The sequence below is a fragment of the Cupriavidus sp. KK10 genome (assembly GCF_018223725.1).
Taxonomy (GTDB): domain Bacteria; phylum Pseudomonadota; class Gammaproteobacteria; order Burkholderiales; family Burkholderiaceae; genus Cupriavidus; species Cupriavidus necator.
Genome location: NZ_CP073677.1, coordinates 2,046,512 through 2,073,462, shown reverse-complemented (window position 1 = coordinate 2,073,462; position 26,951 = coordinate 2,046,512). Strand labels below are relative to the sequence as shown.

Genomic DNA, 26,951 nt, shown 5'->3' with positions numbered 1-26,951 from the left:
TTATGACCGAAACAACAAGCATGACCAAGAAGAGCAAGAAATCGAGCGCGCCGAAGCTGTTTCCGGATGAGTTGATCGATCAACTACTGGCTCAGGTACAGAACAAGGACGCCGAGTCGATTCTCGGTGAATCAGGCTTGGCCGGCCTGCTCAAGAAGCAGTTGGCCGAGCGTATGCTTGCCGCCGAACTGACGCACCATCTGGCCAGCGAGGCCAAGCAAGGCAAGAGCGGCAATCACCGCAACGGCAGCAGTGCAAAGACCGTCATCACGCCCAACGGCGAGCTGGAACTGGACATTCCGCGCGACCGGCAAGCCACCTTCGAGCCGCAACTGGTCGCCAAGTACCAACGCCGGCTGTCCGGCTTCGACGACCACGTAATCAGCATGTATGCGCGCGGGATGAGCGTGCGTGAGATTCAGGGCCATTTGCAGGAACTGTATGGGCTGCAGGTCTCGCCTGACCTGATTTCCACCATCACCGACGAAGTGCTGGCCGAGGTCGAACAATGGCAGCAGCGTCCGCTGGAGGCGATGTACCCCATCGTCTACTTCGACGCGCTGCGCCTGAAGATCCGCGACGAAGGCACCGTCAGGAACAAGGCCGTCTACCTGGCCTTGGGTATCCGCGCCGACGGGCGCAAGGAGGTGCTCGGCCTGTGGATCGAGCAAACCGAGGGCGCCAAGTTCTGGCTCAAGGTCTTCAACGAGTTGAAGAACCGCGGCCTGGACGACATCCTGGTCGCCGTCGTCGACGGCCTGCGTGGCTTCCCCGAAGCGATCGAGGCCGTCTACCCCGGCGCGCAAATCCAGACCTGTATCGTCCACCTGATCCGCAACTCGCTGAACCTGGCGAGCTGGAAGGACCGCAAGGGCCTGGCGGCCGCGCTCAAGCCGATTTACCAGGCTGCCACGGCCGACGCCGCCGCCGGCGCGCTGCAGGCGTTCGCCGCCAGCGATTGGGGCCGCAAATTCCCCACGGTGACCGACATGTGGCGCCGCCAATGGGAGCAGGTCATCCCGTTCTTCGTCTACCCGCCCGAAGTGCGCAGGATCATCTACACGACCAACGCCATCGAAAGCATGCACATGCAGTTGCGCAAGATCGTCAAGAACCGAGGTCACTTCCCCAGCGACGAGGCGGCCAGCAAGCTGCTTTACCTGGCCTTGCGCAACATCGAGAAAGACTGGAAGATGCCGCCCATCACCTGGAAACAAGCGGCCAACCAGTTCGCCATTCTCTTCGGTGACCGCTTCACCAACGCCCTACGCTGAGATTTATTTAACCGACCTCAGCACACAGAATTCCTGACACCTCCTTGCCGGCAAGCCGGCATCGTCAAGACAGTCGCCGGCCTCAGCTGGCACTCAACACCCACTCCGCCAGCTTCTTCGCGTCATCCTCGCCAAGGCTGCCATGCGGCGGCATCGGAATCCGCCCCCACACGCCCTTGCCGCCTTCGCGGATCTTCTTTGCCAGCCGCTCCGCCGCCTGGCTGTCGCCCTTGTACTTGGCGGCCACCTCGGCAAACCCCGGCCCCACCAGCTTTGACTGCATGCCATGGCAGGAAAAGCAGCCGCTCTTGTCGGCCAGGGCCTGCATGTCGGCGGCCGTGCCGGCCAGTGCCGCGCCCGGCAGCAGCGCCGAAACCACCGCCAGCGCCATCCATTCCTTCTTCATACCTGTGTCCCTCTTCGTCCCATTTCGACCCGTTTCGTCCTGTTGCAACCGCGCCCGGCGCACGCCGCGCACCCATGATGCGATGCGCGCGTGCGCCGGACCGTGTCACCTCCCGCCGGCTCAGCTCTTGTGCAGCTTGAACACCCACACCGAGCCGCCCTGCTCCAGGAAGTTCACGCGCTTGGCCACCTCGCCGCCCCACAGCGGCACCGCACCGCCCCAGCCGGACACCACCGCCACGTACTGCTCGCCGTTCTCTTCCCAAGTGACCGGGGGCGCCACGACGCCGCTGCCGGTCTGGAACTGCCACAGCTCCTTGCCGGTCCTGGCGTCGGCCGCCTTCAGGTAGCCTTCCGGCGTGCCCCAGAACACCAGCCCGCCGGCGGTGGTCATCACCCCGCCCCACAGCGGCGCGCTGTTCTTGACCTCCCACATGATCTTGCCGCTCTTGGGGTTGATGGCCCGCAACGTGCCGATATAGTCCTCGTTCAGCGGACGGATGGTGAAGCCCGCGCCCAGGAAGGCAGCACCCTTCTTGTAGCTGATGGGCTCGTTCCAGATATCCATGCCCCACTCGTTGGCGGGCACGTAGAACAGGCCGGTCTGCGGGCTGTAAGCCATCGGCTGCTGGTTCTTGCCGCCAAGGAAGCCCGGCGCGGCAAACACGGACTTGCCCTTCTTCTCGTCGCTGCCGGCGGCGGGGTCGCCGGGACGGCCTTCGGCGATGTAGTTGGGGCGACCGCTCTTCAGGTCGATGCCGGTGGCCCAGGTGATCTTCTTGACGAAGGGGAAGGCGTTGACCAGCTTGCCGCTGGCCGCGTCGTTGACGTAGAAGAAGCCATTGCGGTCGGCCTTGCCGCCCATGCGCTTGCCGTCCAGGTCGAAGGTCACGAACTCATTGACGCCATCGAAATCCCAGCCGTCGTTCGGGGTGTTCTGGTAGTGCCAGACGATCTTGCCGGTGGCGGGATCCAGCGCCACCGTCGAGGCCGAGTAGAGGTTGTCGCCCTTGCGGATATGGCTGTTCCACGGGCCCGGATTGCCGGTGCCGAAGTACACCAGCCCGGTGGCCGGATCATAGGTGCCGCCCAGCCAGGTGGCGGCGCCGCCGGTCTTCCAGGTCTCGCCCGGCCAGCTTGCGTTGGCGGTGCCGGTCACGCCGTTCTCGGTCTTGTTGCCGTCCTTGTCGTACTTGTAGCCCATATGGCCTTCCACCACCGGCCGCGACCACACCAGCTGCCCGGTTTTGGCATCGCGCGCCTCGACCCGGCCCACCACGCCGAACTCGCCGCCCGAGATGCCGGTCAGCACCATGCCCTTGACGATCATGGGCGCCGCCGTGTACGAATAGCCGGCAGCGTAGTCTTCCAGCTTCTCCTTCCACACCACCTTGCCGGTCTTCTGGTCCAGCGCCACCAGCTGCGCATCGAGCGTGCCAAAGATCACCAGGTTGTCGTAGAGTGCCGCACCGCGGTTCACCACGTCGCAGCACGGCATGATGCCTTCGGGCAGCCGGTGCTCATACTTCCAGAGCTTACGCCCGGTCTTCAGGTCCAGCGCATAGATGCGCGAATACGAGGCCGTCACGAACATCTTGCCGTCATGGATCAGCGGCTGCGATTCCTGCCCGCGCTGCTTCTCGCCGCCAAACGAGAACGACCACGCCGGCACCAGCTGCCCGACGTTCTTCGTATTGATGCGCGACAGCGTGGAATAGCGCTGGCCTTGCGGGCCCATGCCCCACGACAACACATCGCCGGGGCTCTTTGCGTCGTTCTCGATCATGGCATCGGTCACTGCCGCCTGCGCGGCCAGACTGGCCGCGGCAGCCGCAACCGCCATCACTACTCGTAACGTCCTCATTGCCATCTCCTCTCTTGTTTTGGGTTTCCCTGGTGCGCCACTGCGCCACACACCAGACATGCCTTTGGCAATTCCCATGCCAGTCGCATCCCCCCACCAGCACGCCGGTTGCGGCCCCGCTGCGTGATGGCGGCCGTGCCAGCGCGCAACACTGCGTTGCAGCTGCTCCAGAATTGAACAGCCCGCCACGGCTGGCCGGCGTCAGTGCCCAAGCGCGGCTTCCTCGCGCGCCGGGTAGAGATGGCCGACGTTGCGCAGGTACTCCGCGGGCATCGCGGCCCAGTGCGCGTAGGGCTGCGGCACCGGCATCGCCATGACCTCGGCCAGGTCCCGCCCCTGCGCCGCGGCCTCGCGCAGGCGCGTATCCAGCCATTGCAGGTAACCGCGCGTCTGCGCGATGGCCTCTGCGCCGCCGCCGGCCGCAGGCACTGGCCCGTGGCTGGGGACCAGCACGCGCGCCCCGCTGTCGGCCAGCAGCGCCTGCAGCCGGTCCAGGCTGGCCTGCCAGCGGCCGATATCCGCGTGCGGCGTGGTCGGAATGCGTTGCCGGAACACCAGTCCGCCGGCAAAGACCACGCCCGCGCTGTGGTCCAGCACCACCAGGTCGTCGCCGGTATGGCCGTCCAGGCGCACGAGCTCCAGCGTATGGCGCCCGATCGTGCGGCGGCCCGGCGCCAGCGCGTGGGCAGCCGGCACGGACTCGGTGCCGCGCATCCAGTCGCCGCACAGGCGGTAGAGGTTGTCGGCATAAGCGGCGCCCTCGCGCCGCGCCCCGTCGATGGTGCCGGCCAGGGCGCTGCCGCGCACATCGGCATAGGCCTGGTTGCCGAAGAAATAGTCTGGATGCAGGTTCAGGTTCAGCACCAGCCGCACCGGGGCGGCCGTGACCGATGCAATCGCCTTGCGCTGCTGCTCGCCATACAGCCGCGACGGGCCGGTGTTGATGACCACCACGCCGTCGCCGGTGTCGATAAACGCCGTATTGATGATGTTGCAGCCGTTGCCGGGCGCGAAGTCGGCATTGGCGCCTTCCAGCAGCCACACGCCCGCGGCGATCTCGCGCGGGGCCAGGCGGTAGTCAGGAGGCTGCAGCGCGGCCTGCTGGGCGAGTGCCGGCGGCACGGGCTGGCCCGCCAGGCATAGCAGCAACCACAGTAGCAATCGTCGCTTCATGGGGACACCCGCGCCGCGATGCGGTTGCCGTTGTTGTCGTGGCCGGCCACCGTCATGCCCGGCGGCACGGCATCGCGCAGGTCGAAGGAGAAGATCGGATTCTCGGCAACCGGCTCATGCAGCGTCAGTCGCAGCAGCGGCTGCCGGGCCGCGTCAGCCAGGACCAGGGTCTCGATATGGAACGCCGGGATACCTGCCGCCAGGCCGGTATCCATCGGATGCATCACGCGCAGCCGCACGCGTGCCGCGGCCCCGCCGAAGCCCGGGAACACGCGCGCGTCCACGCGGTTGAGCGTGCGGCTCCAGCTGCCGTCGCGGCGCGTGGCGCCGGGCACCGTGCAGCCCCCGCCGCCGGCATCGACCAGCACGCTGCCGACATGCCAGGTGCCATCGCGCGTGCGCGCCGCCACCCGCACCGGCGATGCCTGTTCCAGCTTGAAGCGGAACGACAGCGACGGGCGCACCCGCAGCGGTTCGAACGCCAGCACCTCGCGGATCGGGTTGCGGTCCACCGCCACCACGATGCGATCCACTTCGCCCAGCGCCGAGGCATCGAAGGCGATCGGCACGCGCATGGGGTCTTCCGCAAACGCCGGCCCGGTCACCCTGACGCGGCTGTCGAACACCACCGGGCCAGTCTGCAGCAGCTCCTTCTGGATCCAGGCCCATTGCGGCGACTGCAGCGGATCGCTGTGCGCGATGACGGCGTCCGCTGCCCCGGCAGCCGGTACCGCCGGACTGGCCATGCCCAGTGCGGCCGCCATCAGCAGGACCATGCCCCGCGTCCGGCGCCTCATGCCTGCTGCCCCCGGCGCGCCATGCCGCGCTGCGGGTCGTAGCCCTGCAGCGCCAGCGCGAAGAACACCACCGCGCTGCCCGCCACCACCGCCAGGCTCAGCGGTGCCACCTGCCCGTACAGCGCAAAGCGGATCGCCTCGACCGCGTGGGTGAAGGGATTGAAGCGGGCCAGCTGGTACACCAGCTCCGCGCCCGACTCCTGCAGCTTCCACAGCGGATACAGCGCCGAGCTGATGAAGAACATCGGGAAGATCACGAAGTTCATGGTGCCGGCAAAGTTCTCGAGCTGGCGCACATGGACCGACAGCAGCAGGCCCAGCGCGCCCAGCATCAGCGCGGCCAGCGCCATGGCGCCCGTCGCCGCCAGCAGGTGCAGGGACTCGAAGCGGATGCCGAAGGCCATCGCCACCAGCAGGAACGCGGCCATCTGCAGCAGCGACAGCACCGTGCCCGCCGCCAGCTTGCAACCCAGCAGCCAGCCCCGCGGCAGCGGCGCGGTCAGCAGCAGCCGCATCACGCCCATCTCGCGGTCGTACACCATGGCCAGCGACGACTGCATGCCGTTGAACAGCGCGATCATGCCCAGCAGTCCGGGCGCCACGTAGATCTTGTATTCGATGTAGGTGTCATAGGGCGGCGCAATGGCGACGCCCAGCGCGTTCTGGAAGCCCGCGGCAAACACGAGCAGCCACAGCAGCGGGCGCACCAGCGACGACAGCAGGCGCCCGGGCTGGCGCAGGTACTTGCGCAGCTCGCGCCCGCAAACCGCGCGCAGCGCGCGCCAGCGATGGATCAGGATGGAGGCCATGGGTGCGCTACGCGGATGGGGTCCGGCACGCCGTGTCGGCTTCATCGGCGCCCAGGGTGTCGAGGTTGTTCTTCGGATGCAGCACGCCTTCCACCGGGGCCATGCCGACCACGCCGTCAGGGTGAGCCAGCAACACCGGCTGGCGCAGCTGGCGGTCCCAGCGGCGGAACGACAGTGGCGGCCCCTTGAAGCCGTCCACCACCACCTGCCCGGCGGCAAGCGCCTGCGCCTGTCCGGCAAACCCGGCCCTGGGCAGGCGCGCCACGCTCTCGGCGATGGCCTTGACCGCCACCCATGCAGCCCAGTCGTAGCCGGTCATCGGACGGCCCGCCGCCCGCATGAAGCGCCGGTTGAGCTGCGGCCCGCCATTGCGCTCCCAGGCCCAGTGCCACGCCTGCGCGCCCAGCCCGCTGGCGCCCACTACCGGGCGCGGCAGCAGCGTGGCGTAGGGCACGCCGCGGGCGAACTCGCCGTCGGCATCGGCCACCACCACCACGTCATAGTCCACGCCGCCGGTCAGCAGGCCGAGGTTGGCCTGGTCGCGCTCACGCGGGTCGTTGGACAGCCTGAAGGTGCGCTGCCCCGACCAGGCAATGCCAAAGCGCCGCGCCGACATCACCAGCGCATCGCGCTGCGCCGCATCGGCCGCGGACGGGCCGCTCAGCAGCAGGGCGCGGCGCCATCTGCGCAACACCAGGTACTGCATCAGCGCATCCGCGCGCATGCGCAGGCTGGGCAGCGTGTGCAGCAGCACCGGCGCGCAGCCGGCGCCGCGCAACGCGTCGTCATCGGCGGACACGTTGAACAACAAGGCCTCGCCCGGCCTGACCGCGCCCGCGGCCGCCCTGACCGACGCCGACGGCAGGTCCAGCAGGATATAGCGCGTGCCCTGCCGCGCCAGCGCAGCGACCAGCGGGGCCACCTCGGCGCCGGTGCGGGCTTCCTGGACTTCCAGCCTGAGCGACTGGCCCGCGGCCTCGAGCGCCACGCGCGCTTCCGCGGCCGCCACCTGGGCGCTGTCGAGCGCACGGCCCTGCGGCTGGCCGGGATAGCGCTGCGCCAGGCGCCGGGGCGCATAGCGCGCGTCGTCGGCCTGCGACACGACCGCCACGCGCACCTCGGCAGCGTGCACCGCGGCAGGCAGCCACGCCAACGCCATGGCGCCCAACCCGGCACGCCACCACTGCCACCACGCACGCGAGCGCTCAGTCATCGATCGCCACCGAATGCGGCACCCGGCCCGCCTTGAGCGTGGCCACCGCCTTGCGGCTGGCGGTGTCCACCACGCTGACATCGTCGGACAGGCCGTTGGCGACATAAAGCCGCGCGTTGTCGCGGCTCAGCGCCAGCCCCCATGCGCGGCGGCCGACCAGCACATAGTCCTGCACCCGGCGCGACGCCACCTCGACCACCGCGACATGGTTGGCGCGGCCCAGCCCGATATAGGCGCGCGTGCCGTCGCCGCTGGCCGCCATGCCCACCGGGGTCACGTCCTCGGCGCGAAAGCCCCGGGGCGCGAAGGCGATGGTCTGGGCCACCTCGAAGGTATCGGTGCGGATCACGCTGACGCTGGCCGAGAGCTCGTTGGACACCCACAGCTCCTTGCCGCCGCGCACCAGCAGCAGCCGCCGCGGCCGGTTGCCGACCTGGATATTGCGGATCACCTTGCGCGAGGCCACGTCGATGACATGGACCAGGTTGGCCACCTCCGAGGTCACGTACACATGCCTGCCGTCGGCGCTGACCCTGACGCCCTCCGGCTCCTCACCCACCCTAAGCGCGAACACGCGCTTGCCCGAAGCCGTGTCGTAGGCCGACAGCAGCCCGTCCTCTTCATTCGAGACATAGAGCGTGCGGCCGTCCTGGCTGAGATCGAACAACTCCGGATCGTCCCCCACCGGCAGCGATGCCACGGTCTTGCGGCTGGCCACATCGACCACATCCACCCGGTTGTCGTCGCTGCAGGCCACGTACAGGCGCGTGCGGTCGGGCGACAGCTGCAGGTGGCGCGGGCGCTTGCACTGCCGCCATACCGCGACCAGTTGCCGGCTGCGGGCATCGAAGACGGCGAGGGCATCGTCCTTCTCGCTCGAGACGAAGACCTGGTTGGTAGCCTGGCCGACGGGGGGCGCGGCGCCGCCCTGCGCGCCTTCGGCCAGGCCGGCGGCAACCAGCAGCGTCGTAACCAGCAGCAAGGTAAAGGCAAACCAGACGGGGGATGGCATCTTGTTCATGCGGGTACGCGCCTCGCAGCCGGGTCAGTGACAGGGGCCAGCGGCGTCATGGCCAGGAAGGCGCCCTCCAGGGTGTCGCACGCCGCAGCGCCGCGCAGTGCGGCCGGGGTGCCGTCGAAACGCACGGTGCCGCGGTCCAGCACGATCACGCGGTCGGCGTGCTCCACCTCCTGCACCAGGTGGGTGGCCCACAGCACGCCGGCCTGCGCCCGCGCCGTCAGCCGCCGGGCATCGGCCACCAGCTGCGCGCGCGAGGCCGGGTCCAGCCCCACCGTCGGCTCGTCCAGCAGCAGCATGGCCGGTTCATGCAGCAGCGCGCGCGCCAGTTCCACCTTGCGCCGGTTGCCGCCAGAAAGCTCGCGCACCGGTGCGCGCGCACGCGCCGCCAGCCCGAAGTCATCGAGCAGCCGGGCGATGCGCTGCGCCGCCACTCGGCGCGGCAGCCCGTGCAGGTCCGCGTGAAAGCGCAGGTTGGCCAGCACCGGCAGGTCCAGGTCGATGGCCGGCTGCTGGAACACGATGCCCAGCCGTGCCAGCGCACGCACCGGATCGCGCCGCATGTCGCTGCCCATGACCGTGACCTGCCCCGCATCGGCCACGAACAGGCCGCTGAGGATCTGGAACAGCGTGGTCTTGCCCGCCCCGTTGGGCCCGAGCAGTGCCACGAACTCGCCGCGCCGCACGCTGAGCGAGACCCCGTCCAGGGCCGCGCGGCTGCCGAACGCCTTGCGCACGGCGTCGCAGCACAGCGCCGGTGGTGCCTGCATGGCCATCACAGCTGCCCCCCGGGCCGCGCGGTGCCCACGCGCCCGGCAAAGGTCCGCTCGGTCTCCCACGCATGGCGCAGGAAGGCATCGTATTGCGCGGTATTCAGGTAAGTCAGTTCCTGGTCGTACCTGGCCAGTTCCGCAAGGTGGCGCGGCTGCTGCATCGCGGCGCGGAACGCGTCATGCAGGCGGCCGACGATTGCCGGATCGGTGCCGCGCGGCACGCCGATGCCGTAGGGCGAGTTATGGACCGCATCGGCAAAGCCCAGCTCGCTTACCGTCGGCACCTCAGGCCAGCGCGGTGAGCGCTGCGCGCTGAACACGGCCAGCAGGCGCAGCTTGCCGATCTCAACGTAGGGCGCGAAGCCGGTGGAATTGACCCCCGCCATCAGCGAACCGTTGGCCACCGCCAGCATCTGGTCAGCGGTGCCGTGATACGGCACGTGGATATAGCGCACGCCGCTGCGCCCGAGCACGTCCTCCATCGCCAGATGGGCGGTGGTGCCGATGCCGGTGGAACCCACGGTCAGCTCGCCCGGATGCGCGCGGCCCCAGGCAATCAGGTCGCGCAGCGAGCGCAACGGGCTGTCTGTGGGCACCACGATGCCGAAGGTGTAGCCCGAGATCATCAGCACCGGCTGGATGTCGCGCAGCGGCTGCCAGGCGGTCTTCTGCTGATGCGGGAAGCGATACACCGTCAGCGGCAGCTGGCCGATGGTGTAGCCGTCCGGCCGCGCCGCGGCAAGCAAGCCACCCACCAGCGTGCCGCCGGCGCCCGGCCGGTTCTCCACCACGATCGGCTGCCCCAGCTCACGCCCGGCCAGCTCCGCCAGGATGCGCATGGAGATATCGGTGGCGCCGCCCGCTGGCCATGGCACCACCAGCGTGATCGGCCGCGACGGATACCCGTGCGCGCCCTCGGCCAGCGCGGCGCCCGCATGGACCAGGCCGAGGCACGGCAACATCAGGCAGGCAAGGCAGCGACCGAGGCGGCGGAACATGGCTGGGCACCAGGCAGAGTGTTGATGCGGGTGAACAGAGCAAGGCCGATACCATGTGCAGCGCAGCATGGGGCCGCGCTCCATGCCAGGCGTTGCCTGGCCGCGCCGGACGCACTCCCGGACGCTGCGGCCAGGCCGTGCCTTGTGCGGTGCGCCGCGCACGACTGTCCCATGGTGGAGCACCGGCCCGCTGCTTGTGCCCGCGGCTGTCCTGTTTTGTGACAGGCACCGGCGCAAGGCGGATTCGGCCAGCGCGTCCCTCGGGCCTCTCGCCGCGCAAGTCCCGAACTCCCGATGCACGGTATGAAACCTGCTCAGCTCCGGGCAAGCGCTACCCAATGCAGGTATCGCACCGCTTATCCGGAGGAGACGGAACATGCCAGCCAACCCCCGCCCCGCACCGCCAGGGCAGGCGCCGCGCGACACCGTGGCTTGCCGCGGCAGGGCCAGCCGCGGCGCCGCCACCGCGATTGCCGTGGCGGTCGCCCTGATGGCCCAGCGGCCCGCTGTTGCGCAGCAGGACACCCCTGTCCCAAACCAGGACAGCGCCATGCTGCCGGAAGTCCTGGTGGTGGCCGCCGCGCCGCTGCCGGGCATCGGCGTGGACAGCGACCTGGTGCCCTACACCGTGCAGACCGTGCGCGGCGATGACCTGGACCGGTCGCGCGCCGGCAACCTGGCCGAGTATCTGTCCCGCAACCTGGCCGGCGTCAACGTCAACGACATCCAGGGCAGCCCGTTCCAGACCGACATCACCTACCGCGGCTTCCGTGCCTCGTCCATTCCGGGCGTGCCGCAGGGCCTGTCGGTCTACCTGGACGGCATCCGCGTCAACGAGCCCTTCGGCGACGTGGTCAGTTGGGACATGATCCCGGAAGCCGCGCTGGCGAGCGTGTCGCTGGTATCCAGTGCCAACCCGGCCTACGGCCTCAATACCCTGGGCGGCGCGCTGGCCATGACCACCCGTTCCGGGCTGGACTCGCCCGGCTTCACGGCCGACCTGTCCTACGGCAGCGGCGCCCGCAAGCGCGCCGACCTGTCCGGCGGCGTGCGCAGCGACGGCGGCTGGCACGCATTCGCAGCCGGCACCCTGTTCCAGGAATATGGCTGGCGCGACCAGTCGGGCGGCCGGCTTGGCAACGTCTTCGCCAAGGCTGGCTATGCGGGCGACACTGACAGCTGGGACGTGTCCGTGCTGCACGGCCGCAGCACGCTGACCGGCAACGGGCTGGTGCCCAGCTTCCGCGCCAGCGGCAACGGCACGCTGCCAGACATCTACCAGGCCAACCGCCGCGCCGTGTACACCTACCCCGACCAGACCCGCAACCAGTTGACCCAGCTCGCCGTCAACGGCCGCCACTGGTTCGACGACAAGACCAGCGCCGCGGCGCTGGCCTATGTGCGCACCAGCCGCCGCGACACCACCAACGGCGATGTCAACCCCGCCTACGAGGCCTATGCCGAAGACTGCGAGGACGGCTTTGCGCCCGACGGCAGCCCGCGCGGCGACGCCTGCGGCATGACCCGGGCCGAAGGCGCCGCGCTGCATCCCGCCGTGATCAACACCACCCATATGTGGCAGCAGACCGTCGGCATGGCGCTGAGCATGGCCAGGGAGACCGACCACCACCTGCTCAACGCCGGCCTGACCCTGGACCGCAGCCGCCTGACCTACTCGCAGTACGCCCAGCCCGGCACCTTCACCGACGACCGCGGCGCGGTGGCCGACCCGGACGCCCCCAACGCCCTGTTCTCCGGCGTCGGCGGCAGCTCGCGCATGCTCGGCCTGTACCTGTCCGACACCTGGTCGCTGACCCCCAGCACCTTCCTGACCGCTTCGGCCAGGTGGAACCACGTCGCGGTAAGCAACACCCTGCGCAACAGCGACGGCAGCGAACAGCCGCGCGAGAGCTTTACCTACCGCCGCCTCAACCCGGCGCTGGGGCTCTCGCAGAAGCTGGGCGGCGGCGTCACCGTGTTCGGCGGCTACGCCCAGAACAACCGCGTCCCCACCGTCCTCGAACTCGGCTGCGCCGACCCGACGCGGCCCTGCCGCCTGCCGGCCGGCCTGCAGGCCGACCCCTACCTGAAGCAGGTGGTCTCCCACTCCTATGAAGCAGGCGTGCGCTGGCACCGCGGCAAGGACACCGAAGTCACCGCGTCGCTCTACCGCGTCGACAATCACGACGACATCCTCTTCCTGCGCGCGCCGAACACCCAGCTCGGCTATTTCGCCAACTTCGACCGCACCCGCAACCAGGGCCTGGACCTCACCGCCCGCCAGCGCGTGGGCGATGTCACGCTGCGGCTTGCCTACAGCTATCTCCAGGCCACCTACCAGGCCGCCGGCCAGCTTGCCGCCGGCGAGCGCACCATCGACATCCGGCCCGGCATGCGCATGGCTGGCCTGCCCCGCCATACGCTCAAGCTGGGCCTCGACTGGCAGGCACTGGCCGGCCTGACGCTCGGCGCCGACCTGGTGGCGGTGTCAAGCACCGTCTCCAGCGGCAACGAAGACGGCCTGCGCAGCGACCCGCAACCGGGCGTGCCGCCGAAGACCGCTGACTGGCATGTGCCCGGCTACGCCACCCTCAACCTGCGCGCGGCGTACAAGGTGAACAAGCGGTTTGAGATCTATGCGCGCGTGGCCAATGTCTTTGACCGGCGCTACGAGACCTATGGCCAGATCGCGAATGATGTGTTCCCCGGCGGCAGCCTGGTGCGCCCGCACGTGGCACCGGGGGATGCCGCCAGCGCGCTGTTCGTGGCACCGGGCGCGCCGCGGAGCTTCTGGCTGGGGGTGGTGTTCCGGATGTAGCAAGCCAGGCAGGTTCCGCTGAGCAATGCGACGCGGGCCGGCACGCAATGAGAACCTGTCGGCCCGCACCCGGGGCGCGCTACTATTCGCCTGACACGGCGCCTTTGCGTCGAGCGTCAGCCCTCTCCCCCACCCCGTCATGACCTGCATTGTCCGCATCGCCCTCCACACCCTGGCATCCGCAGGCCTCATGTTCCTGAGCACCGCGCATGCCACCGACATCGACTGCGATCCGTCGGCCACGCCTGCCAGCGCCACGCAGGCGCAACGACTGATCTGCGAATCCGCGCTGTTTTCCATGGGCTACCAGCGCATCTACGCCGACCAGCAGCGCCTGCTCAAGGCGCGGGCAATCACTGAGGCGGACATTGCAGCGTTCCGCAAGAAGCGGGACCGTTGCGATTCGGCGTCCTGCCTGGATACGGTCTTCCGGGAATGGAATGCGTTCGCCAGCCGGGCGCGGGTCCCTTGACCGGAGAGCCATAGCGGGCAGTCCTGCCCGCGCGGACTCAGAAAGCGCTTGCTGGCACAGCGCCATGGCCGGCAGGGCCGGCCTTGCCTTTCTGGACGCCGGATGCCAGTGCACGGATGGCGGCTTCGCGGGAGTTTCCGATGCGCTTGTGAGCGGTCTCCAGGACCGCATCGATATCCCGCCTGGTTACGGCGCGCTGCAGGGCACGCCAGGTCTTGAAGGAATTCTCCAGCGACCCGGGACGGGAGGCGAGCCCCAACCGCACATAGCGCAGGACCCGCAGCGAGATGGAGTTCAGCAGCTCCCCGACCAGCCGGTTGCTCGACAGGTCTGCCATGGCCATGTTCGCCAGGAAGGTCACGCTGATATAGGCGTCCACGGATTCCTCGACGGCCTTGCCGAGCCGCGGCATGAATTGCTCGAATAACGCATCAAGCGCGTCCGCGCGCTCTTCCATCAGCTGCCTGAGCAGAATGGCAAACAGTGCGTCCCGCACGACGTAGATATCCCGCAGATCCTGGGCATTGGGCTCGGTGACAATGGCGCCGCGCCGAGCGCGGAACTCGATCAGCCGCTCCCGCTCCAGGATGCGCAAGGCCTCGCGCACTGGAGCACGGCTGACCTCCAGGACCTCGCTGATGTCTTTCTCAAGCAGGCGTTGGCCTGCGTGGATCACGTCGATCGTAATCAGTCCCGCCAGCCGCACCGCAATCTGGTCAGCAACGGATGCCGACCAATCGCGTCCATGCATAAGCGCCTGCTCGACCGCCAGCGTGACCGGATTCTGCGGTGTTTGCGGCGCAAGCAGCAACTGCAGTTCTGGCGTGTTGGTAGTCTTGAGTCTGCCCATGAGGGGTAAATCCTTCCGATTATTGGGGAACCGGTCGGGTGTTGCCCTCGATCGGCGCTGCACCGCTCGCAGCGTCCAAGATCTTACCTTACGTGGCGTATCGGGCGGATGGCCGGGCGTGGCATTTCGGTCGGTGCAGGCTAAGCAGTCGTCTTTCGGCGCACTGTGCCGCGTGTGGCCCGGCTCTCCTTGGGGCTGCAACCAAATTGCGCGTGATACCAGCGCGAGAATCCGCTCGGCGCGGAAAAACCGAGTAGCGTCGCCACCTCGGTCAACGGGCGATCGCTTTCGACGACATGACGCGCGGCGAGTTCCGTGCGGATGTCGTTGACGATCGACGAGAAGCTCTGCCCCTCCTCCGCCAGCCGGCGCTGGACCGTGCGGCACACCACGCCCAGGTGGTCCGCCACCTGCTCGATGCTGCAACGTCCGCTGGGCAACAGCAGCAGGACAATGCGCCGCACGTCCTCAAGCATGGTCGCCTGCTGCGAGATGACAGACGCGTCTATCAGCTGCTGCGCGTAGCGCGCCATGGCCGGATCGGCAGACGGGTTGCGTGCGTCGAGATCGGCCTTCGCGCAGATGATGCAGTTGAATTCATAGTCGAACTCGACGCAAGGGCCAAAAAACCGGTGGTGCGTACTAAGGTCCCGCGGCGCCGGGTGCTCAAAGCATACACGCCGCGGCTCCCAGTCGGGCTTGAGAAGCTGGCGTATCAGCCGCACCATTACCCCCAGTGCCAGTTCAACCCTTTGGCGCGTGGGCTGATGTGCACTGCCAGCGATGACCGCCTCGCGAATAATGACCAGTTCACCGCACTCCTCTACCGCCAGCGACAGCGCACCGTTGAGCAACGCCTGATAGCGCATCAGCATGCGAAGCGAGTCGCGCAGCGTCGCCTGGTCGCGGATCAGCAATCCTACGGCCCCAAGATTCGACAACAGCCGCGACTCGGCCATGCACAGTCCGAAACTCTCGTTGCCAGACAGGGTTGCTGACGCCTGCAGCAATCGTCCGACACGCTCCACCGGAATCATGAGGTCCGGCTCGCGCAGCACGCTCGGACTTAACCCCGCGTCAAGGAGCATCCGCACCGGGTCCAGTCCGGCGGTTCGAGCGACCTCGCTGTAGTTGGTGAGGGCCGCAGCGCGGACTAGTGAAGACATTGGCGGTCAGAGTAGAACATTGACATGGAATGATAAATCCCAGTCATGTACTGTCAAGCGGGAGAAACCCGTCACATCCAGACTCGCAAGGATCGATTGGCCTAATCGACAATAGGAGACAGTGTTCATGATTCAGCGCCTCAAAGCGGCACCCGCGGTGGTCCGCGCAACCTCTCTGGGCAATTCGATCCAGGTCGAGCAAGTCACTTGCACGATCGGTGCGGAGCTCAGCAACGTCAACCTCGGTGCGGCTGCCGAAGACGACCAACAGATGGCGGAAATCCGTGCCCTGCTCCTGAAGCATCGCGTGCTGTTCTTCCGCGACCAGGACATCACGCGCGCGCAGCACGTGGCCTTTGCACGCCGCTTTGGCGAGCTGGAGGACCATCCGGTGGTGGGCAGCCATCCCGATTACCCGGGACTGGTTCAGATCTACAAAACCCCGGACAGTCCTCCCGATCGTAACGAGAATTCCTGGCATACCGATGCCACCTGGCGCGAAAAGCCACCGCTAGGCTGCGTGCTGCGCTGTATCGAGTGCCCGCCCGTGGGCGGCGACACGATGTGGGTCAACATGGTCGAGGCCTATAACCAGTTGCCCGAGGAGATCAAGACGAAGATCGCCGCATTACGCGCGCGCCACGGCATCGAGGCCAGCTTCGGTGCCGCCATGCCGATCGAAAAGCGTCTTGCACTGAAGGCTCAGTTCCCGGATGCCGAGCACCCGGTTGTGCGCACCCATCCTGAAACCGGAGAGAAGATCCTGTTCGTCAACGGAAGCTTTACGACGCACTTCACCAATTACAACGTGCCCGACAACGTGCGCTTCGGCATCGACAAGGCGCCGGGTGCCGCCAATGTGCTGAACTACCTGGTCAGCCAGGCTACCATCCCCGAATACCAGGTGCGTTTCCGCTGGAAGAAAAACAGCGTTGCGTTCTGGGACAACCGTTCAACCCAGCACTACGCAGTGATGGATTACCCCCCGTGCCACCGGAAGATGGAGCGCACCGCCATCATCGGTGACGCGACTTACTGAAAGATCGACGTGATCGGTCGGGCATCTGAACCCCGCTTTTGGCTATGGCGAGTGGCCGCAGGCCGAAGCGTTCATGCGCAAACGCTCGTGATCGGGCTTCACTAGGGGCCTGCCGCACCGGTAGTCACCCAGCCAGTTGCGCGGCCAGGTGACTGCCGTATTACTCTGGCTGGTAGTTTATGGACTTCAGCAGCGCGGCCTGTTGCTGGTATGCCTGCTTCAGGTCCGCCATCATCTCTTCCGAGGTGACGGCATTCCCCTGCTCCATGCCCATATCCTTGACGCGGTTCTGCACCCCGGGTTGCTTGAAGTACGCCAGCGTCGCCTCGCGGATTTTTTGCTGGACTGCCGGAGCGACATCCGGGCGCGACCACACGGCGAACCAGCCTGCCTGCGCCAGCTGCGGGTAGCCGAGCTCCTTGAACGTAGGCACATCCGCCAATGCGGAAATTCGGCTTGGATAGGCCACCGCAATCGCTTTGATCTTTCCCGCCTTGATCAGCGGCAATGAGGTAGTCACCCCATCGAACATCAGCGGCACGTGGCCGCCCATCAGGTCGTTCAACGCCGGAGGCGAGCCCTTGTAGCCAACATGCCGCATTGGCACGTGGGTGAGTTGCCCGAGCAGTATGCCCGAGGTGTGGCCCCTCAATCCCGCAGCGTAAGACGCGAAAACCAGGCCGTCCTTTTGCGATTTGCCGTAGTCCACCAACTGCTTCAGGTTGGATACAGGCACATCCTTGTTGGCAACCAGCACCAACCCCGTCCGGCTGACCTGGGCCAGGGGCTTCAGGTCGGCAAAGGGCTTGTAATGGACCTTGTAGGCCAACGGCGCTTCGCTCACGACGCCGCCCTGGATGACCAGAAGGGTATGACCATCCTTGCCGGTGGCCTGCAAATCGCTGATCGCCAGCGCGCCGGCGGCACCAGGCTTGTTTTCTACGATAACCGGCTTGCTCCATGCCTTCTGCAGGCCTTCCGCCAGCAGCCGCGCCAAGGCGTCGGCGCTGCCGCCGGCAGGCCCTCCAACCACCAGGCGGATCGGCTTGCTTGGCCAATCCTCCTGGGCCTGAGCCACGGGCATCCCGCCGACGACACCAACTCCGATCGCCAAGGCGTATCCGCGCCACCATAAGTTATTGGTCCGCTTCCTCATGTCTGTACCTCTTGATTGCCGTCATTTCTCCATTCTCGGATCGCCCCGCGTCAACCGGCTTGACCGATCACGACAAGTTGTTGTCGTTTCGCGCAAACAGAGGGAAAACCCTGCTCGCAGCATCGGCCACACGGCGATCGAGGTCTTGAGGGTCCACGGCAGCAAGGCGAAAGAACGGGACCCATACCGTCGCGGGTCCCGCCTTCGGCAATCACATGGTGGGTCGAGGATGCCCGGCCATCAGTCCCCCCCAGGGCTCTTTACATGCATTCGGCCTTGCGCAGGAAGCCCTGGTGGCCACCGTTACGATTGGGTGCGAAGCCATTCTTCTGAAGCGTCTCTTCCACCGTGTCGTAGAAGACCCCAAGCTGCAAGATCTCCCGGGTCTGCTGCGCCGTCGCGATGGGGCGACCAAATTCGCCGGCGATACGCACCAGCTGCTTGATCTGTTCGACGGTGCTCATCTTTCCCGTGCGGGTCTGGTTCCAGAGTACGTCCTCGATGCCGCACCGCACATGCAGGCCCAAGGCCATGCCGATCATGTTGATGGGAAGCACATTCAGCACCGAACTCTCCACCGTTACCACGGCTCCGTCCGGCACAGCTCGCAGAATATTTGCCAGGTTGTAGATGTTCGCCTGATCCATGCCGCCGCTGATAGCCACCCAGTTCATCACCAGCGGGCCCTTGTAGACGCCGCGGCGAATCATCCGCTCAATCGTTTCAAAGCTGTTGATGTTGTAGCACTGAAACTCACTCTGAATTCCGGCGGCGGTCAGACGTCGAACGTGCTCCTCGAACCAGCTGGGATTCGAGGGCACGACCATGTCCTTGTAGGTATCGTAGAGGTGCGCGAACCCTCGCGACAGTCCCTTGAAATCATCCACACCAGCATGCTCCGTCACATTCATCTGCGAGGTGTTGACGGTCACCGTCACCTGGTCGGGCTTCGGATCGAGTTCGGCCAGCATATGCCGCGTGTCATCGCTAAGCCATTTGGCGCCTTGGCCCTCTTCAGGCGCGAAGCTGATAGAGCCTCCCACCTGGATGACCATCTCGGGACAGGCCTTGCGCACGCCGGCGATCAGCTCATTGAACTTGGACAGGCGCTTGCTGCCCTTGCCGTCCTCTTCGCGCACGTGCAGATGCAGCACTCTCGCACCGGCTTCGTAGCAATCCACCGCCTTCTGGATCTGATCCGCCATGGTGACAGGGATATCTTCCGGGAAGTCTGACGGGATCCAGCCCGGCGCATAGGGAGCGGCGGTGATGATCAGAGGCTGCTGGTTCTCGGGATACAGGTGGCCGTCAAGGAAGTTCATGTTGATGGATCTCCGGGTTGAGATGTGAATCTTGAGAATGTCGAATTGGATGAGAGAGCTGCGTCGTGCTGTCAAATCACGAAAATCGACGAGCCGGTGGTCTTTCGAGACTCCAGGTCCCGGTGTGCCTGCACTGCATCCTCCAGGGCATAGCGCTGATTTATCCCGATGCGGATGCGGCCAGCCGCCACGTGGCCGAACAGCTCACCTACCAGTTCCGCCTTCTCGGCAGGATCGGCGATATAGTCGGCCAGGCCCGGGCGCGTCAGGAATGCCGAGCCTTTGCGGGCCAGAATTGCCGGATCGAACCCGGTGACCGGGCCGGAGGCGAAACCCACGCACACCAGCAAGCCGCGGCGCTTGAGGGAGTCCAGCGAGGACATGAAGGTGTCCTTGCCCACGCTGTCGAAGACCACGTTCACGCCCACGCCGTCCGTCAGTTCCCGCACGCGCTTGGCCACGTCCTCATGGCTGTAGTTGATGGTGTGGTCACAGCCGTGGGCGCGCGCCACTTCGGCCTTGGCATCGGTGGAAACCGTGCCGATCACCGTCAGCCCCAGCAATTTGGCCCACTGCGAAACAATCAGGCCAACACCACCTGCCGCGGCATGCAGCAGGATGGAGTCGCCCGCCTTGAAGGGGTAGATCCGGCGCATCAGGTAGGCCGCTGACAAGCCCCGCATCGTCATGGCCGCCGCGACTTCGCAACTGATTGCCTCCGGCAGCTTGATCAGCGGATCGGCAGAGATCAGCCGGTCCGTGCTGTAGGCGCCCAGCGTGTTGGTAAATCCCGTATAGGTCACACGGTCCCCGACCGCCAGATGGCTAACGCCGGCACCGACGGCCTCGATCACGCCAGCAGCCTCGTTGCCGATGCCGCTGGGCAGCGGAACCTTGTAAGTGCCGCTGCGGAAATAGGTATCGGCAAAGTTCAGGCCTGCCGCCACGTGGCGGACGCGGACCTCCCCCGGTCCGGGCTCACCAACGCTGCCGTCTTCAAAACGAAGGACGTCGGGTCCGCCTGTTTCATAAAACTTAACGAGTTTTGCCATGTCGTCTCCTGTGCTCTATCGAATATGACCGTTCACCTGCGGATCGCCGCTTGAATTCGCCAAAGGACAGACCGATTTGGTGACGCAGTGGATCGGTTGATGTCTGAGTGTCTTTCGCGACGATTGAATCATCTGGCAAGGCGCAACGTTCCGCTTTACCTTGCACGCCTTGAACTTTCCTTCTTGTGACAAGGATCCGCTGGCGCAGGTGCGCCAGCTCCTATTCGTCGACCTTGATCCCTGCGTCGTTGGCGATCTTCGTCCAGACTTGCAGATCGTTCCGGACGATCTCGCCCAACTGCGCGGAGGTCTTTACCGGAGGTGGCTCGAAGTTCAGTCTCTTCATCAGCGCCGCGATCTCCGGCAATGCCTGCACCTTGTTGGCCTCATCTGCCAGCCGCTTCACGATCGCCGGACTGGTTCCGGCCGGCGCGAACATGCCGAACCATCCCACCGTATTGAACTTATAGCCCTGTTCACTCATCGTCTTGACGTTGGCAAGCTGTGGCGAGCGCACGTTGCCGACAATGGCAATGCCACGCACCTTCCCCGAACGCAGGAACGGAACCGCCACGCTGGAATCGGTCCAGCCGATCTTCAGCACCCCCGAGGAAAGCTCAGTGAGCAGTTGACTGGATGTCCGATATGCGACGTGCTCGGTCTTCATGCCGGTCTGCTTCTTCAGCCATTCCATCGTCAAGTGCGCGGACGAGCCGGTGGCCCAGCTGCCATAGCTGTACTTGTCCGGATTCGCCTTCACCAGCTCGATGAGTCCTGGCAAGTCGTGCACCGGCAGATCCGGGCTAACCAGCAGCAACACCCCACCCGCGGCTGTCTGCGCGATCGGCACGAGGCTCTTCCTTGCCTCCTGGGAAACGGACTTCATGACGGCCGGCGCAACCACCATGTTGGATGCCGTTGTGTAGAGAATCGTGTAGCCGTCCGGCGCCGCCTTGAGGACGGCATTGGTCCCGATCACCCCGCTGCCGCCCGGCCGGTTCTCCACGACCACAGCCTGCTTCAGTGATTCGGAAAGGCGTTGCGCCATGGCCCGCGCCAGCGCGTCGGTTCCCGACCCGGGAGACGACGGAACGATCATTTGAATCGGGCGCGCGGGCCAGGCTTCCTGTGCCTGCACGGGCCCCGGTGCGCCCAGGGCAATGATTGCCCCGGCGCACAATGTGATGGCGAGCAGCTCTTTCAGTGATGACATCGTCGTCCCCATGTTCTTTCGACAATTTCCCAGCCTGAAAACTGATGCCAGCCCGCACCACCGTGCGGCAAGCGATTTCTAACGGCTCAGGCTATCGAGCGCCCAATCATAGCAGTCGTAATTTTTATTGTCGACATGAATATATTGGCTTGTCGTAAGGTGCCGGAATCGACTCAGTCCGGGCTCTTTCCCATTGGCGTCGTGCCCTCCGTCGGAGGCGCTTCGAAGGCGTCGAACATCAAATCGGGGGCACTGGTGTTGTGACGCGACCGGACCGTACGGCCGAATCTCACCGCGGTCGCCTGCATTGAAGTGACGGCCATCACTGGCTTCCTGATGGCCTCACCAGCCGGCCCGGTGGTCCAGGAGACTTCGCTCGCGTCTGCATTGTCGTCGGCAACATACATGGAACGCAGCATCGCAAACGGACGTTTGGCGTCATGGGCCGGAAGGAACCGGACATCGAGCGCCGTACGGATGTCGCTGATTTCAGTGATCGTGACCGTTGCCTGGCCTCCTTCCGTGAAATGCAGCCTGAAGGCCAAGGGTTGCGGCTCGATTTCTATCCGCACGATGTTGACCACCGGGCGCCCTTCCTGCTCTACCGGCCCCAGCAAGAACGAAGAGCCATATGCATTGACACCCAGATTGCGGGCCGGCAACGGTTTCGCCCGCCAGTAGCCATCGGCGGGATAGAGCACCAGGACCTCGGTACGCGTCCGGCCGGATTTCCGGAACACCTGGATCAGGTGAAAGCCGGCATCGGCCCTGCCCGCTACCGTGACCGGGACCCGATGTGGCCGCCAGAAGCTGGCGAACGTGATGCCGACAATGGCAATGTTCCTGTCGTCATGAAGGATGACCGTGCGCGGCACGAAGACATGGCGCGGATCAGTCGGGTGAGGCGTCTTGCCGAAGTTGCACCCGGAGAAATCCGGCGCGGAGCTGTCAATGCGGATGGCGTTGACGTAGGGGGGATGCAATGCCTGGATCCGGAACCTGGCAACCGCGGCGGCGGACAGAGCGAACGAGACATTGTCTTCTTCCGCACAAGGGCCTGGCGTGCTGAAGTTCTCGACCTCCACGGCCAGCCGCTGCGCGCAAGCCGGCACGGAAAGCAGCGCCAGGCACAGGGTCGCGACCAGGCGCGTTGCGCGCATGCCAGGCCCCGTGAACGGGAACGAGGCGGGAATCCATTCCCGCCGCTGCGGGCCCGTGCCTACTTGGTCCTGGGCGGCACGATCGCCGTGCCGGCGTCTGTCGTGCGCTCATGCTGCATGGTCGGCATCATGTTGCTGTTCAGGTGGAACATCACCCATAGCGAACCCGTCAGCGTGATCACCACCAGCACCAGCGTGAACATCAGCGAGAGCATGTTCCAGCCGCCCTCCGACCTGGCGTTCATGTGCAGGAAGTAGATCATGTGCACCACGATCTGCACGGCGCCGATCAGCAGGATGACGATGGCGGTGGTGGACGACTTGTCGAACACCTTTCCCATCACCAGCCAGAACGGGATGGCGGTCAGGAAGACGGACAGCACGAAGCCCGTCAGATAGCCGCCCAGCGTGGCGTGCGGCCCCACTTCCTCGTCATGTCCATGGCTGTGTCCGTGGCTGTCCAGCGTTTCGTCGTGCGCGCTCATGGCAACGCTCCCATCAGGTAGACGAAGGTAAAGACGCCGATCCAGACGACGTCGAGAAAGTGCCAGAACATCGACAGGCACATCAGCCTGCGCTTGTTGGCCGTAATCAGCCCGTGCTGCGCCACCTGGGTCATCAGCACGATCAGCCAGATGATGCCGCACGTCACGTGCAGCCCGTGGGTGCCGACGAGCGCGAAGAACGAGGTCAGGAACGCACTGCGCTGCGGCCCTGCACCCTCATGGACCAGGTGCGCGAACTCATAAAGCTCGACCGCCAGGAACCCCGCGCCGAAGACCCCCGTGATGGCCAGCCAGATCTGGGTGCCGGCGATGCGGTTCTGCTGCATCTGCAGCATGGCAAAGCCGTAGGTGATCGACGACAGCAGCAGGAACGAGGTGTTCAGCGCCACCAGCGGCAGCTCGAACAGCTCTACCCCGCTCGGTCCCCCCGCATACTCCCGGCCCAGCACGCCATACGCGGCGAACAGGCACGCGAATATCAGGCAGTCGCTCATCAGGTAAAGCCAGAACCCGAGCAGCGTCCCGTTCTGCGGGTGATGGTCTTCGGGCAGGTAGAACTGGTAGCCGCCCGGCGGCGCCGTGTCCGCGGCGGCGGTGCCACTCACATGGTTGGGAAAGGTCGTGTCAGCCATGGCCTGCCATCCGTTGTGTGCGCGCCGCCTCGGTCTGGATCACCAGATCGGCCGGGAGGTAATAGTCGCGCTTGTAGTTGAACGTATGGATGATCGCGCCGATGATCGTCGCCGCGAACGCTGCCGCCGCGAGCCACCAGATGTGCCAGATCAACGCGAAGCCGCAGAGCGTGGAGAACCCCGCGAGCACGATGCCGGCCGCGGTGTTCTTCGGCATGTGGATCGGAATAAAGCCCTGCTGCGGCCGCGCATAGCCATTCTGCTTCATGTGCCACCAGGCGTCGGTGTCGTGCACTACCGGCGTAAAGGCAAAGTTGTACTGCGGCGGCGGGGATGAGGTCGACCATTCGAGCGTGCGGCCGTTCCACGGATCACCGGTCAGGTCGCGAAGCTCCTCACGGTGGATGAAGCTGACTACCAGCTGGACCAGGAAGCAGGTGATGCCGATGGCGATCAGCAAGGCGCCGAACGCAGCCAGTTGGAACCAGACCTGGTACGTTGCATCCTCGAAATGGCTCATGCGCCGGGTCACCCCATGCAGCCCGAGCCAGTACAGCGGCATGAACGCAAAGTAGAAGCCGACCAGCCAGAACCAGAACGATGCCTTGCCCCAGGACGAGACCAGGCGATAGCCAAATGCCTTCGGGAACCAGTAGGTAATGCCTGCCATCAGGCCGAACAGCACGCCGCCGATGATCACGTTGTGGAAATGCGCGATCAGGAACAGGCTGTTGTGCAAGGAGAAGTCAGCGGGCGGCACCGCCAGCAGCACGCCGGTCATGCCGCCGATCACGAACGTGACCATGAAGCCGATGGTCCAGAGCATCGGGGGCTCGAAGCGGATCTTGCCGTGGTACATCGTGAACAGCCAGTTGAAGATCTTGGCACCTGTCGGGATCGAGATGATCATGGTGGTGATGCCAAAGAACGAATTGACGCTGGCACCCGATCCCATCGTGAAGAAATGGTGCAGCCAGACCAGGTACGACAGCACGGTGATCACCACCGTGGCGTAGACCATCGACGCATACCCGAACAGGCGCTTGCGGCAGAACGTGGCAACCACTTCCGAGAACACCCCGAACACGGGAAGCACAAGGATGTACACCTCCGGATGGCCCCATATCCAGATCAGGTTCACGTACATCATGGCGCTGCCGCCCTGCTCGGTGGTGAAGAAGTTGGTGCCGGCGTAGCGGTCCAGGGCAAGCAGCGCCAGCGCCGCGGTCAGCACCGGGAACGCGGCGATGATCAGCACGTTGGTGCACAGCGCGGTCCAGGTGAAGATCGGCATGCGCATCAGCGTCATGCCGGGCGCTCGCATCTTGACGATGGTCACCAGCAGGTTGATCCCGGATAGCAAGGTCCCTACCCCGGCCACCTGCAGCGCCCAGATGTAGTAGTCGACGCCGACGTCAGGGCTGTGGATGATGCCGGACAACGGCGGATAGGCCAGCCAGCCGGTGCGCGCGAACTCGCCCACGAACAGCGACATCATGACCAGGATGGCACCGCCCGTGGTCATCCAGAAGCTGAAGTTGTTCAGGAACGGGAAGGCCACGTCGCGGGCGCCGATCTGCAGCGGCATGACGAAGTTCATCAACCCCGTGACCAGCGGCATGGCCACGAAGAAGATCATGATCACGCCGTGCGCGGTAAAGATCTGGTCGTAGTGGTGCGGCGGCAGGTAGCCAAGGTTGTCGCCGAACGCGACGGCCTGCTGGATGCGCATCATGACCGCATCGGCAAAGCCCCGTAGCAGCATCACGATGCCCAGGATCACATACATGATGCCGATCTTCTTGTGGTCGATGCTGGTGAACCATTCCCGCCACAGGTAGCCCCAGAGGCGGTAGTAGGTAAGCGCTGCGACCAATGCGCCCCCGCCGAGCACCACCACGAGGAAGGTGCCGAGCAGGATGGGTTCATGCAGCGGGACGGCCTCCCATGAAAGACGGCCGAAGATCAAATTGGCGAGTTCCGAGCGCTCGGGCATGTTTGTCACCTGGGGCCTGAATTAACCAACCATGGCCGATGGGGCTGGCCAGTACCGCAAGGGAAGATCCGGATCCGCGCCTTACTGCAGCAGCACCCGGCCGTCATTGCGCGCGAACACCGGTGCTGTGGCCGGGGTGTTGCGCGCCGTGCAGACCGCGCCGGACGGGTCGAATTTTCCGCGGCTGCGGTCAAGCGCCATGGTGTCTGCCACGCACGGCCCGCCGCCCACGCAACGGTTCAGGATCAGGTCGTAGAGGCCTGGCGCCACGCTGGCATAGCGTTGCACCGCTTCACGCTCGCTGGGCTGCGCGAGCTTGAGGTAGGTGTCCGTGGACAGCCCCTGGCCCGATGACTTGACCTGCTGGATCCAGCGCTCGAAGTCCTCGCTCGACAGCCCGTGGAACTTGAAACGCATGTGCGAGAAGCCCGCGCCGCTGTAGTTGGCGGAGAAGCCTTCATACACGCCGGACTTGTTGATCACGGCATGCAGCTTGGTTTCCATGCCGGGCATGGCGTAGACCATGCCGGCCAGCGACGGGACGAAGAATGCGTTCATCACCGAGGTGGCGGTGATGCGGAAAGCGATGGGCCGGTCGACCGGTGCAGCCAGCTCGTTGACGGTGGCGATGCCCTGCTCGGGATACAGGAACAGCCACTTCCAGTCCATCGCCACCACCTCCACCGTCAGCGGCTTCACGTCCGCCGGCACCGGCCTGCCTGGTTCGACCCGCGTCAGCGGGCGGTAGGGATCGAGCTGGTGGGTGCTAACCCAGGTCACGGCGCCCAGCGCGATGATGATCAGCAGCGGCGCGGCCCAGATCGCCAGTTCAAGCACCGTGGAGTGGTCCCAGTCGGGGTTGTAGGGCGCGTCGGTTGCGCTTTCCCGATAGCGCCACGCAAACAGCAGCGTGAGGATGATCACCGGAACGATGATCAGCAACATCAGGCAGGTGGCGATGATGATCAGGTCGCGCTGGCGCACGGCCATGTCTCCTGATGGCGCAAGCAGCACTGCATTACAGCCGGCCAGGCACGCCAGCATGACTGCGGCGGCACACCGAAGCAGTAATCTTCCCTGCACACGTCTTAGCGGCACTACAGCGTCGAAGCGGCCCATAGTCTCGGATGTGGCGTCTGAGGAATATCGGCAAACTGCCGGTGAATCACCTTTCGTTTTTCTATGGCAGTTTAGGCGCTATTCTTGTCAGTGCGAGACTTAAGAGCCAATTTCATCCGAATGGGG

At 65.6% G+C, this 26,951-nt stretch carries 24 protein-coding genes; 4 read left to right on the top strand and 20 right to left on the bottom strand.

Translation table 11 applies throughout. The annotated features are described in order from the left end of the window. The first annotated feature begins 20 nt into the window (after positions 1 to 20). Positions 21 to 1,274 (top strand): IS256 family transposase, encoded by a 1,254-nt coding sequence (locus KB879_RS10020; protein WP_211982161.1) that lies wholly within the window; start codon positions 21 to 23, stop codon positions 1,272 to 1,274. Positions 1,275 to 1,356: 82 nt separating this feature from the next. Here the strand turns inward: KB879_RS10020 and KB879_RS10015 are convergent, their stop codons facing one another. The 9 genes from KB879_RS10015 to KB879_RS09975 form a co-directional block, all read right to left on the bottom strand. Continuing rightward, positions 1,357 to 1,680: a c-type cytochrome gene (locus KB879_RS10015; RefSeq protein ID WP_013952685.1), complete on the bottom strand. Its 324-nt coding sequence runs from the start codon at positions 1,678 to 1,680 to the stop codon at positions 1,357 to 1,359. Between the two features lie 120 nt (positions 1,681 to 1,800). After that, complete coding sequence (locus KB879_RS10010) at positions 1,801 to 3,543, bottom strand: PQQ-dependent methanol/ethanol family dehydrogenase (RefSeq protein WP_153953953.1); 1,743 nt, start codon at positions 3,541 to 3,543, stop codon at positions 1,801 to 1,803. 201 nt (positions 3,544 to 3,744) lie between these two features. Beyond that, complete coding sequence (locus tag KB879_RS10005; RefSeq protein ID WP_153953954.1) at positions 3,745 to 4,716, bottom strand: quinoprotein relay system zinc metallohydrolase 1; 972 nt, start codon at positions 4,714 to 4,716, stop codon at positions 3,745 to 3,747. Beyond that, positions 4,713 to 5,492, bottom strand: coding sequence for a quinoprotein dehydrogenase-associated SoxYZ-like carrier (locus KB879_RS10000; protein ID WP_228772386.1), 780 nt, complete (start codon positions 5,490 to 5,492; stop codon positions 4,713 to 4,715). Before KB879_RS10000 ends, KB879_RS10005 begins: the two co-directional genes overlap by 4 nt. A gap of 17 nt (positions 5,493 to 5,509) precedes the next feature. Continuing rightward, complete coding sequence (locus KB879_RS09995) at positions 5,510 to 6,322, bottom strand: ABC transporter permease (RefSeq protein ID WP_013952681.1); 813 nt, start codon at positions 6,320 to 6,322, stop codon at positions 5,510 to 5,512. A gap of 7 nt (positions 6,323 to 6,329) precedes the next feature. After that, on the bottom strand, positions 6,330 to 7,535 hold the full coding sequence (locus KB879_RS09990; RefSeq protein WP_249221272.1) for a branched-chain amino acid ABC transporter substrate-binding protein: 1,206 nt from the start codon (positions 7,533 to 7,535) through the stop codon (positions 6,330 to 6,332). Further along, positions 7,528 to 8,556, bottom strand: coding sequence for a PQQ-dependent catabolism-associated beta-propeller protein (locus KB879_RS09985; RefSeq protein ID WP_013952679.1), 1,029 nt, complete (start codon positions 8,554 to 8,556; stop codon positions 7,528 to 7,530). Before KB879_RS09985 ends, KB879_RS09990 begins: the two co-directional genes overlap by 8 nt. After that, positions 8,553 to 9,329 (bottom strand): ABC transporter ATP-binding protein, encoded by a 777-nt coding sequence (locus tag KB879_RS09980; RefSeq protein ID WP_211981167.1) that lies wholly within the window; start codon positions 9,327 to 9,329, stop codon positions 8,553 to 8,555. Before KB879_RS09980 ends, KB879_RS09985 begins: the two co-directional genes overlap by 4 nt. Then, a complete protein-coding gene (locus tag KB879_RS09975; protein ID WP_211981165.1) occupies positions 9,329 to 10,324 on the bottom strand; it encodes a tripartite tricarboxylate transporter substrate binding protein in 996 nt (331 codons plus the stop codon). The genes KB879_RS09980 and KB879_RS09975 overlap by 1 nt, the downstream gene beginning before the upstream one ends. A 376-nt stretch (positions 10,325 to 10,700) precedes the next feature. On the opposite strand from KB879_RS09975, the gene KB879_RS09970 reads away from it, so the two are divergent. Together KB879_RS09970 and KB879_RS09965 are read left to right on the top strand one after the other, a co-directional pair. Continuing rightward, on the top strand, positions 10,701 to 13,142 hold the full coding sequence (locus KB879_RS09970) for a TonB-dependent receptor (protein ID WP_211981163.1): 2,442 nt from the start codon (positions 10,701 to 10,703) through the stop codon (positions 13,140 to 13,142). A 190-nt stretch (positions 13,143 to 13,332) separates the two neighbouring features. Next, positions 13,333 to 13,614 carry a hypothetical protein gene (locus KB879_RS09965; RefSeq protein WP_249221271.1) on the top strand — a complete coding sequence of 94 codons (282 nt, stop codon included), beginning with the start codon at positions 13,333 to 13,335 and terminating at the stop codon, positions 13,612 to 13,614. Positions 13,615 to 13,651: 37 nt separating this feature from the next. Here KB879_RS09965 and KB879_RS09960 read toward each other — a convergent pair whose 3' ends face one another. Further along, the gene (locus KB879_RS09960; protein WP_153953960.1) at positions 13,652 to 14,464 is read right to left on the bottom strand and encodes a GntR family transcriptional regulator; all 813 of its coding nucleotides are present in this window, start codon (positions 14,462 to 14,464) and stop codon (positions 13,652 to 13,654) included. Between the two features lie 140 nt (positions 14,465 to 14,604). Continuing rightward, a complete protein-coding gene (locus KB879_RS09955; protein WP_153953961.1) occupies positions 14,605 to 15,630 on the bottom strand; it encodes an AraC family transcriptional regulator in 1,026 nt (341 codons plus the stop codon). Between the two features lie 127 nt (positions 15,631 to 15,757). On the opposite strand from KB879_RS09955, the gene KB879_RS09950 reads away from it, so the two are divergent. Continuing rightward, a complete protein-coding gene (locus KB879_RS09950) occupies positions 15,758 to 16,669 on the top strand; it encodes a TauD/TfdA family dioxygenase (RefSeq protein ID WP_211981160.1) in 912 nt (303 codons plus the stop codon). A 160-nt stretch (positions 16,670 to 16,829) separates the two neighbouring features. On the opposite strand, the gene KB879_RS09945 is transcribed toward KB879_RS09950, so the two are convergent. The 9 genes from KB879_RS09945 to cyoA all read right to left on the bottom strand — a co-directional run bounded on the left by KB879_RS09945 (position 16,830) and on the right by cyoA (position 26,825). After that, a complete protein-coding gene (locus KB879_RS09945) occupies positions 16,830 to 17,825 on the bottom strand; it encodes a tripartite tricarboxylate transporter substrate binding protein (RefSeq protein WP_153953962.1) in 996 nt (331 codons plus the stop codon). A gap of 260 nt (positions 17,826 to 18,085) precedes the next feature. Beyond that, on the bottom strand, positions 18,086 to 19,147 hold the full coding sequence (locus KB879_RS09940; protein ID WP_010809758.1) for a 3-keto-5-aminohexanoate cleavage protein: 1,062 nt from the start codon (positions 19,145 to 19,147) through the stop codon (positions 18,086 to 18,088). A gap of 71 nt (positions 19,148 to 19,218) precedes the next feature. Further along, a complete protein-coding gene (locus tag KB879_RS09935; protein ID WP_153953964.1) occupies positions 19,219 to 20,199 on the bottom strand; it encodes a quinone oxidoreductase in 981 nt (326 codons plus the stop codon). Between the two features lie 220 nt (positions 20,200 to 20,419). Beyond that, positions 20,420 to 21,412: a tripartite tricarboxylate transporter substrate binding protein gene (locus KB879_RS09930; RefSeq protein ID WP_211981159.1), complete on the bottom strand. Its 993-nt coding sequence runs from the start codon at positions 21,410 to 21,412 to the stop codon at positions 20,420 to 20,422. A 173-nt stretch (positions 21,413 to 21,585) separates the two neighbouring features. Next, positions 21,586 to 22,572, bottom strand: a complete 987-nt coding sequence (locus tag KB879_RS09925) for a hypothetical protein (protein WP_211981158.1) — start codon at positions 22,570 to 22,572, stop codon at positions 21,586 to 21,588. Positions 22,573 to 22,631: 59 nt separating this feature from the next. Continuing rightward, positions 22,632 to 23,057 carry a cytochrome o ubiquinol oxidase subunit IV gene (gene cyoD, locus KB879_RS09920; RefSeq protein ID WP_013952667.1) on the bottom strand — a complete coding sequence of 142 codons (426 nt, stop codon included), beginning with the start codon at positions 23,055 to 23,057 and terminating at the stop codon, positions 22,632 to 22,634. Further along, positions 23,054 to 23,710 carry a cytochrome o ubiquinol oxidase subunit III gene (cyoC, locus tag KB879_RS09915; protein ID WP_013952666.1) on the bottom strand — a complete coding sequence of 219 codons (657 nt, stop codon included), beginning with the start codon at positions 23,708 to 23,710 and terminating at the stop codon, positions 23,054 to 23,056. The genes cyoD and cyoC overlap by 4 nt, the downstream gene beginning before the upstream one ends. After that, positions 23,703 to 25,706 carry a cytochrome o ubiquinol oxidase subunit I gene (gene cyoB, locus KB879_RS09910; RefSeq protein WP_211981157.1) on the bottom strand — a complete coding sequence of 668 codons (2,004 nt, stop codon included), beginning with the start codon at positions 25,704 to 25,706 and terminating at the stop codon, positions 23,703 to 23,705. Before cyoB ends, cyoC begins: the two co-directional genes overlap by 8 nt. An 81-nt stretch (positions 25,707 to 25,787) precedes the next feature. Continuing rightward, on the bottom strand, positions 25,788 to 26,825 hold the full coding sequence (gene cyoA / locus KB879_RS09905; protein WP_153953966.1) for a ubiquinol oxidase subunit II: 1,038 nt from the start codon (positions 26,823 to 26,825) through the stop codon (positions 25,788 to 25,790). Positions 26,826 to 26,951: the final 126 nt, after the last annotated feature.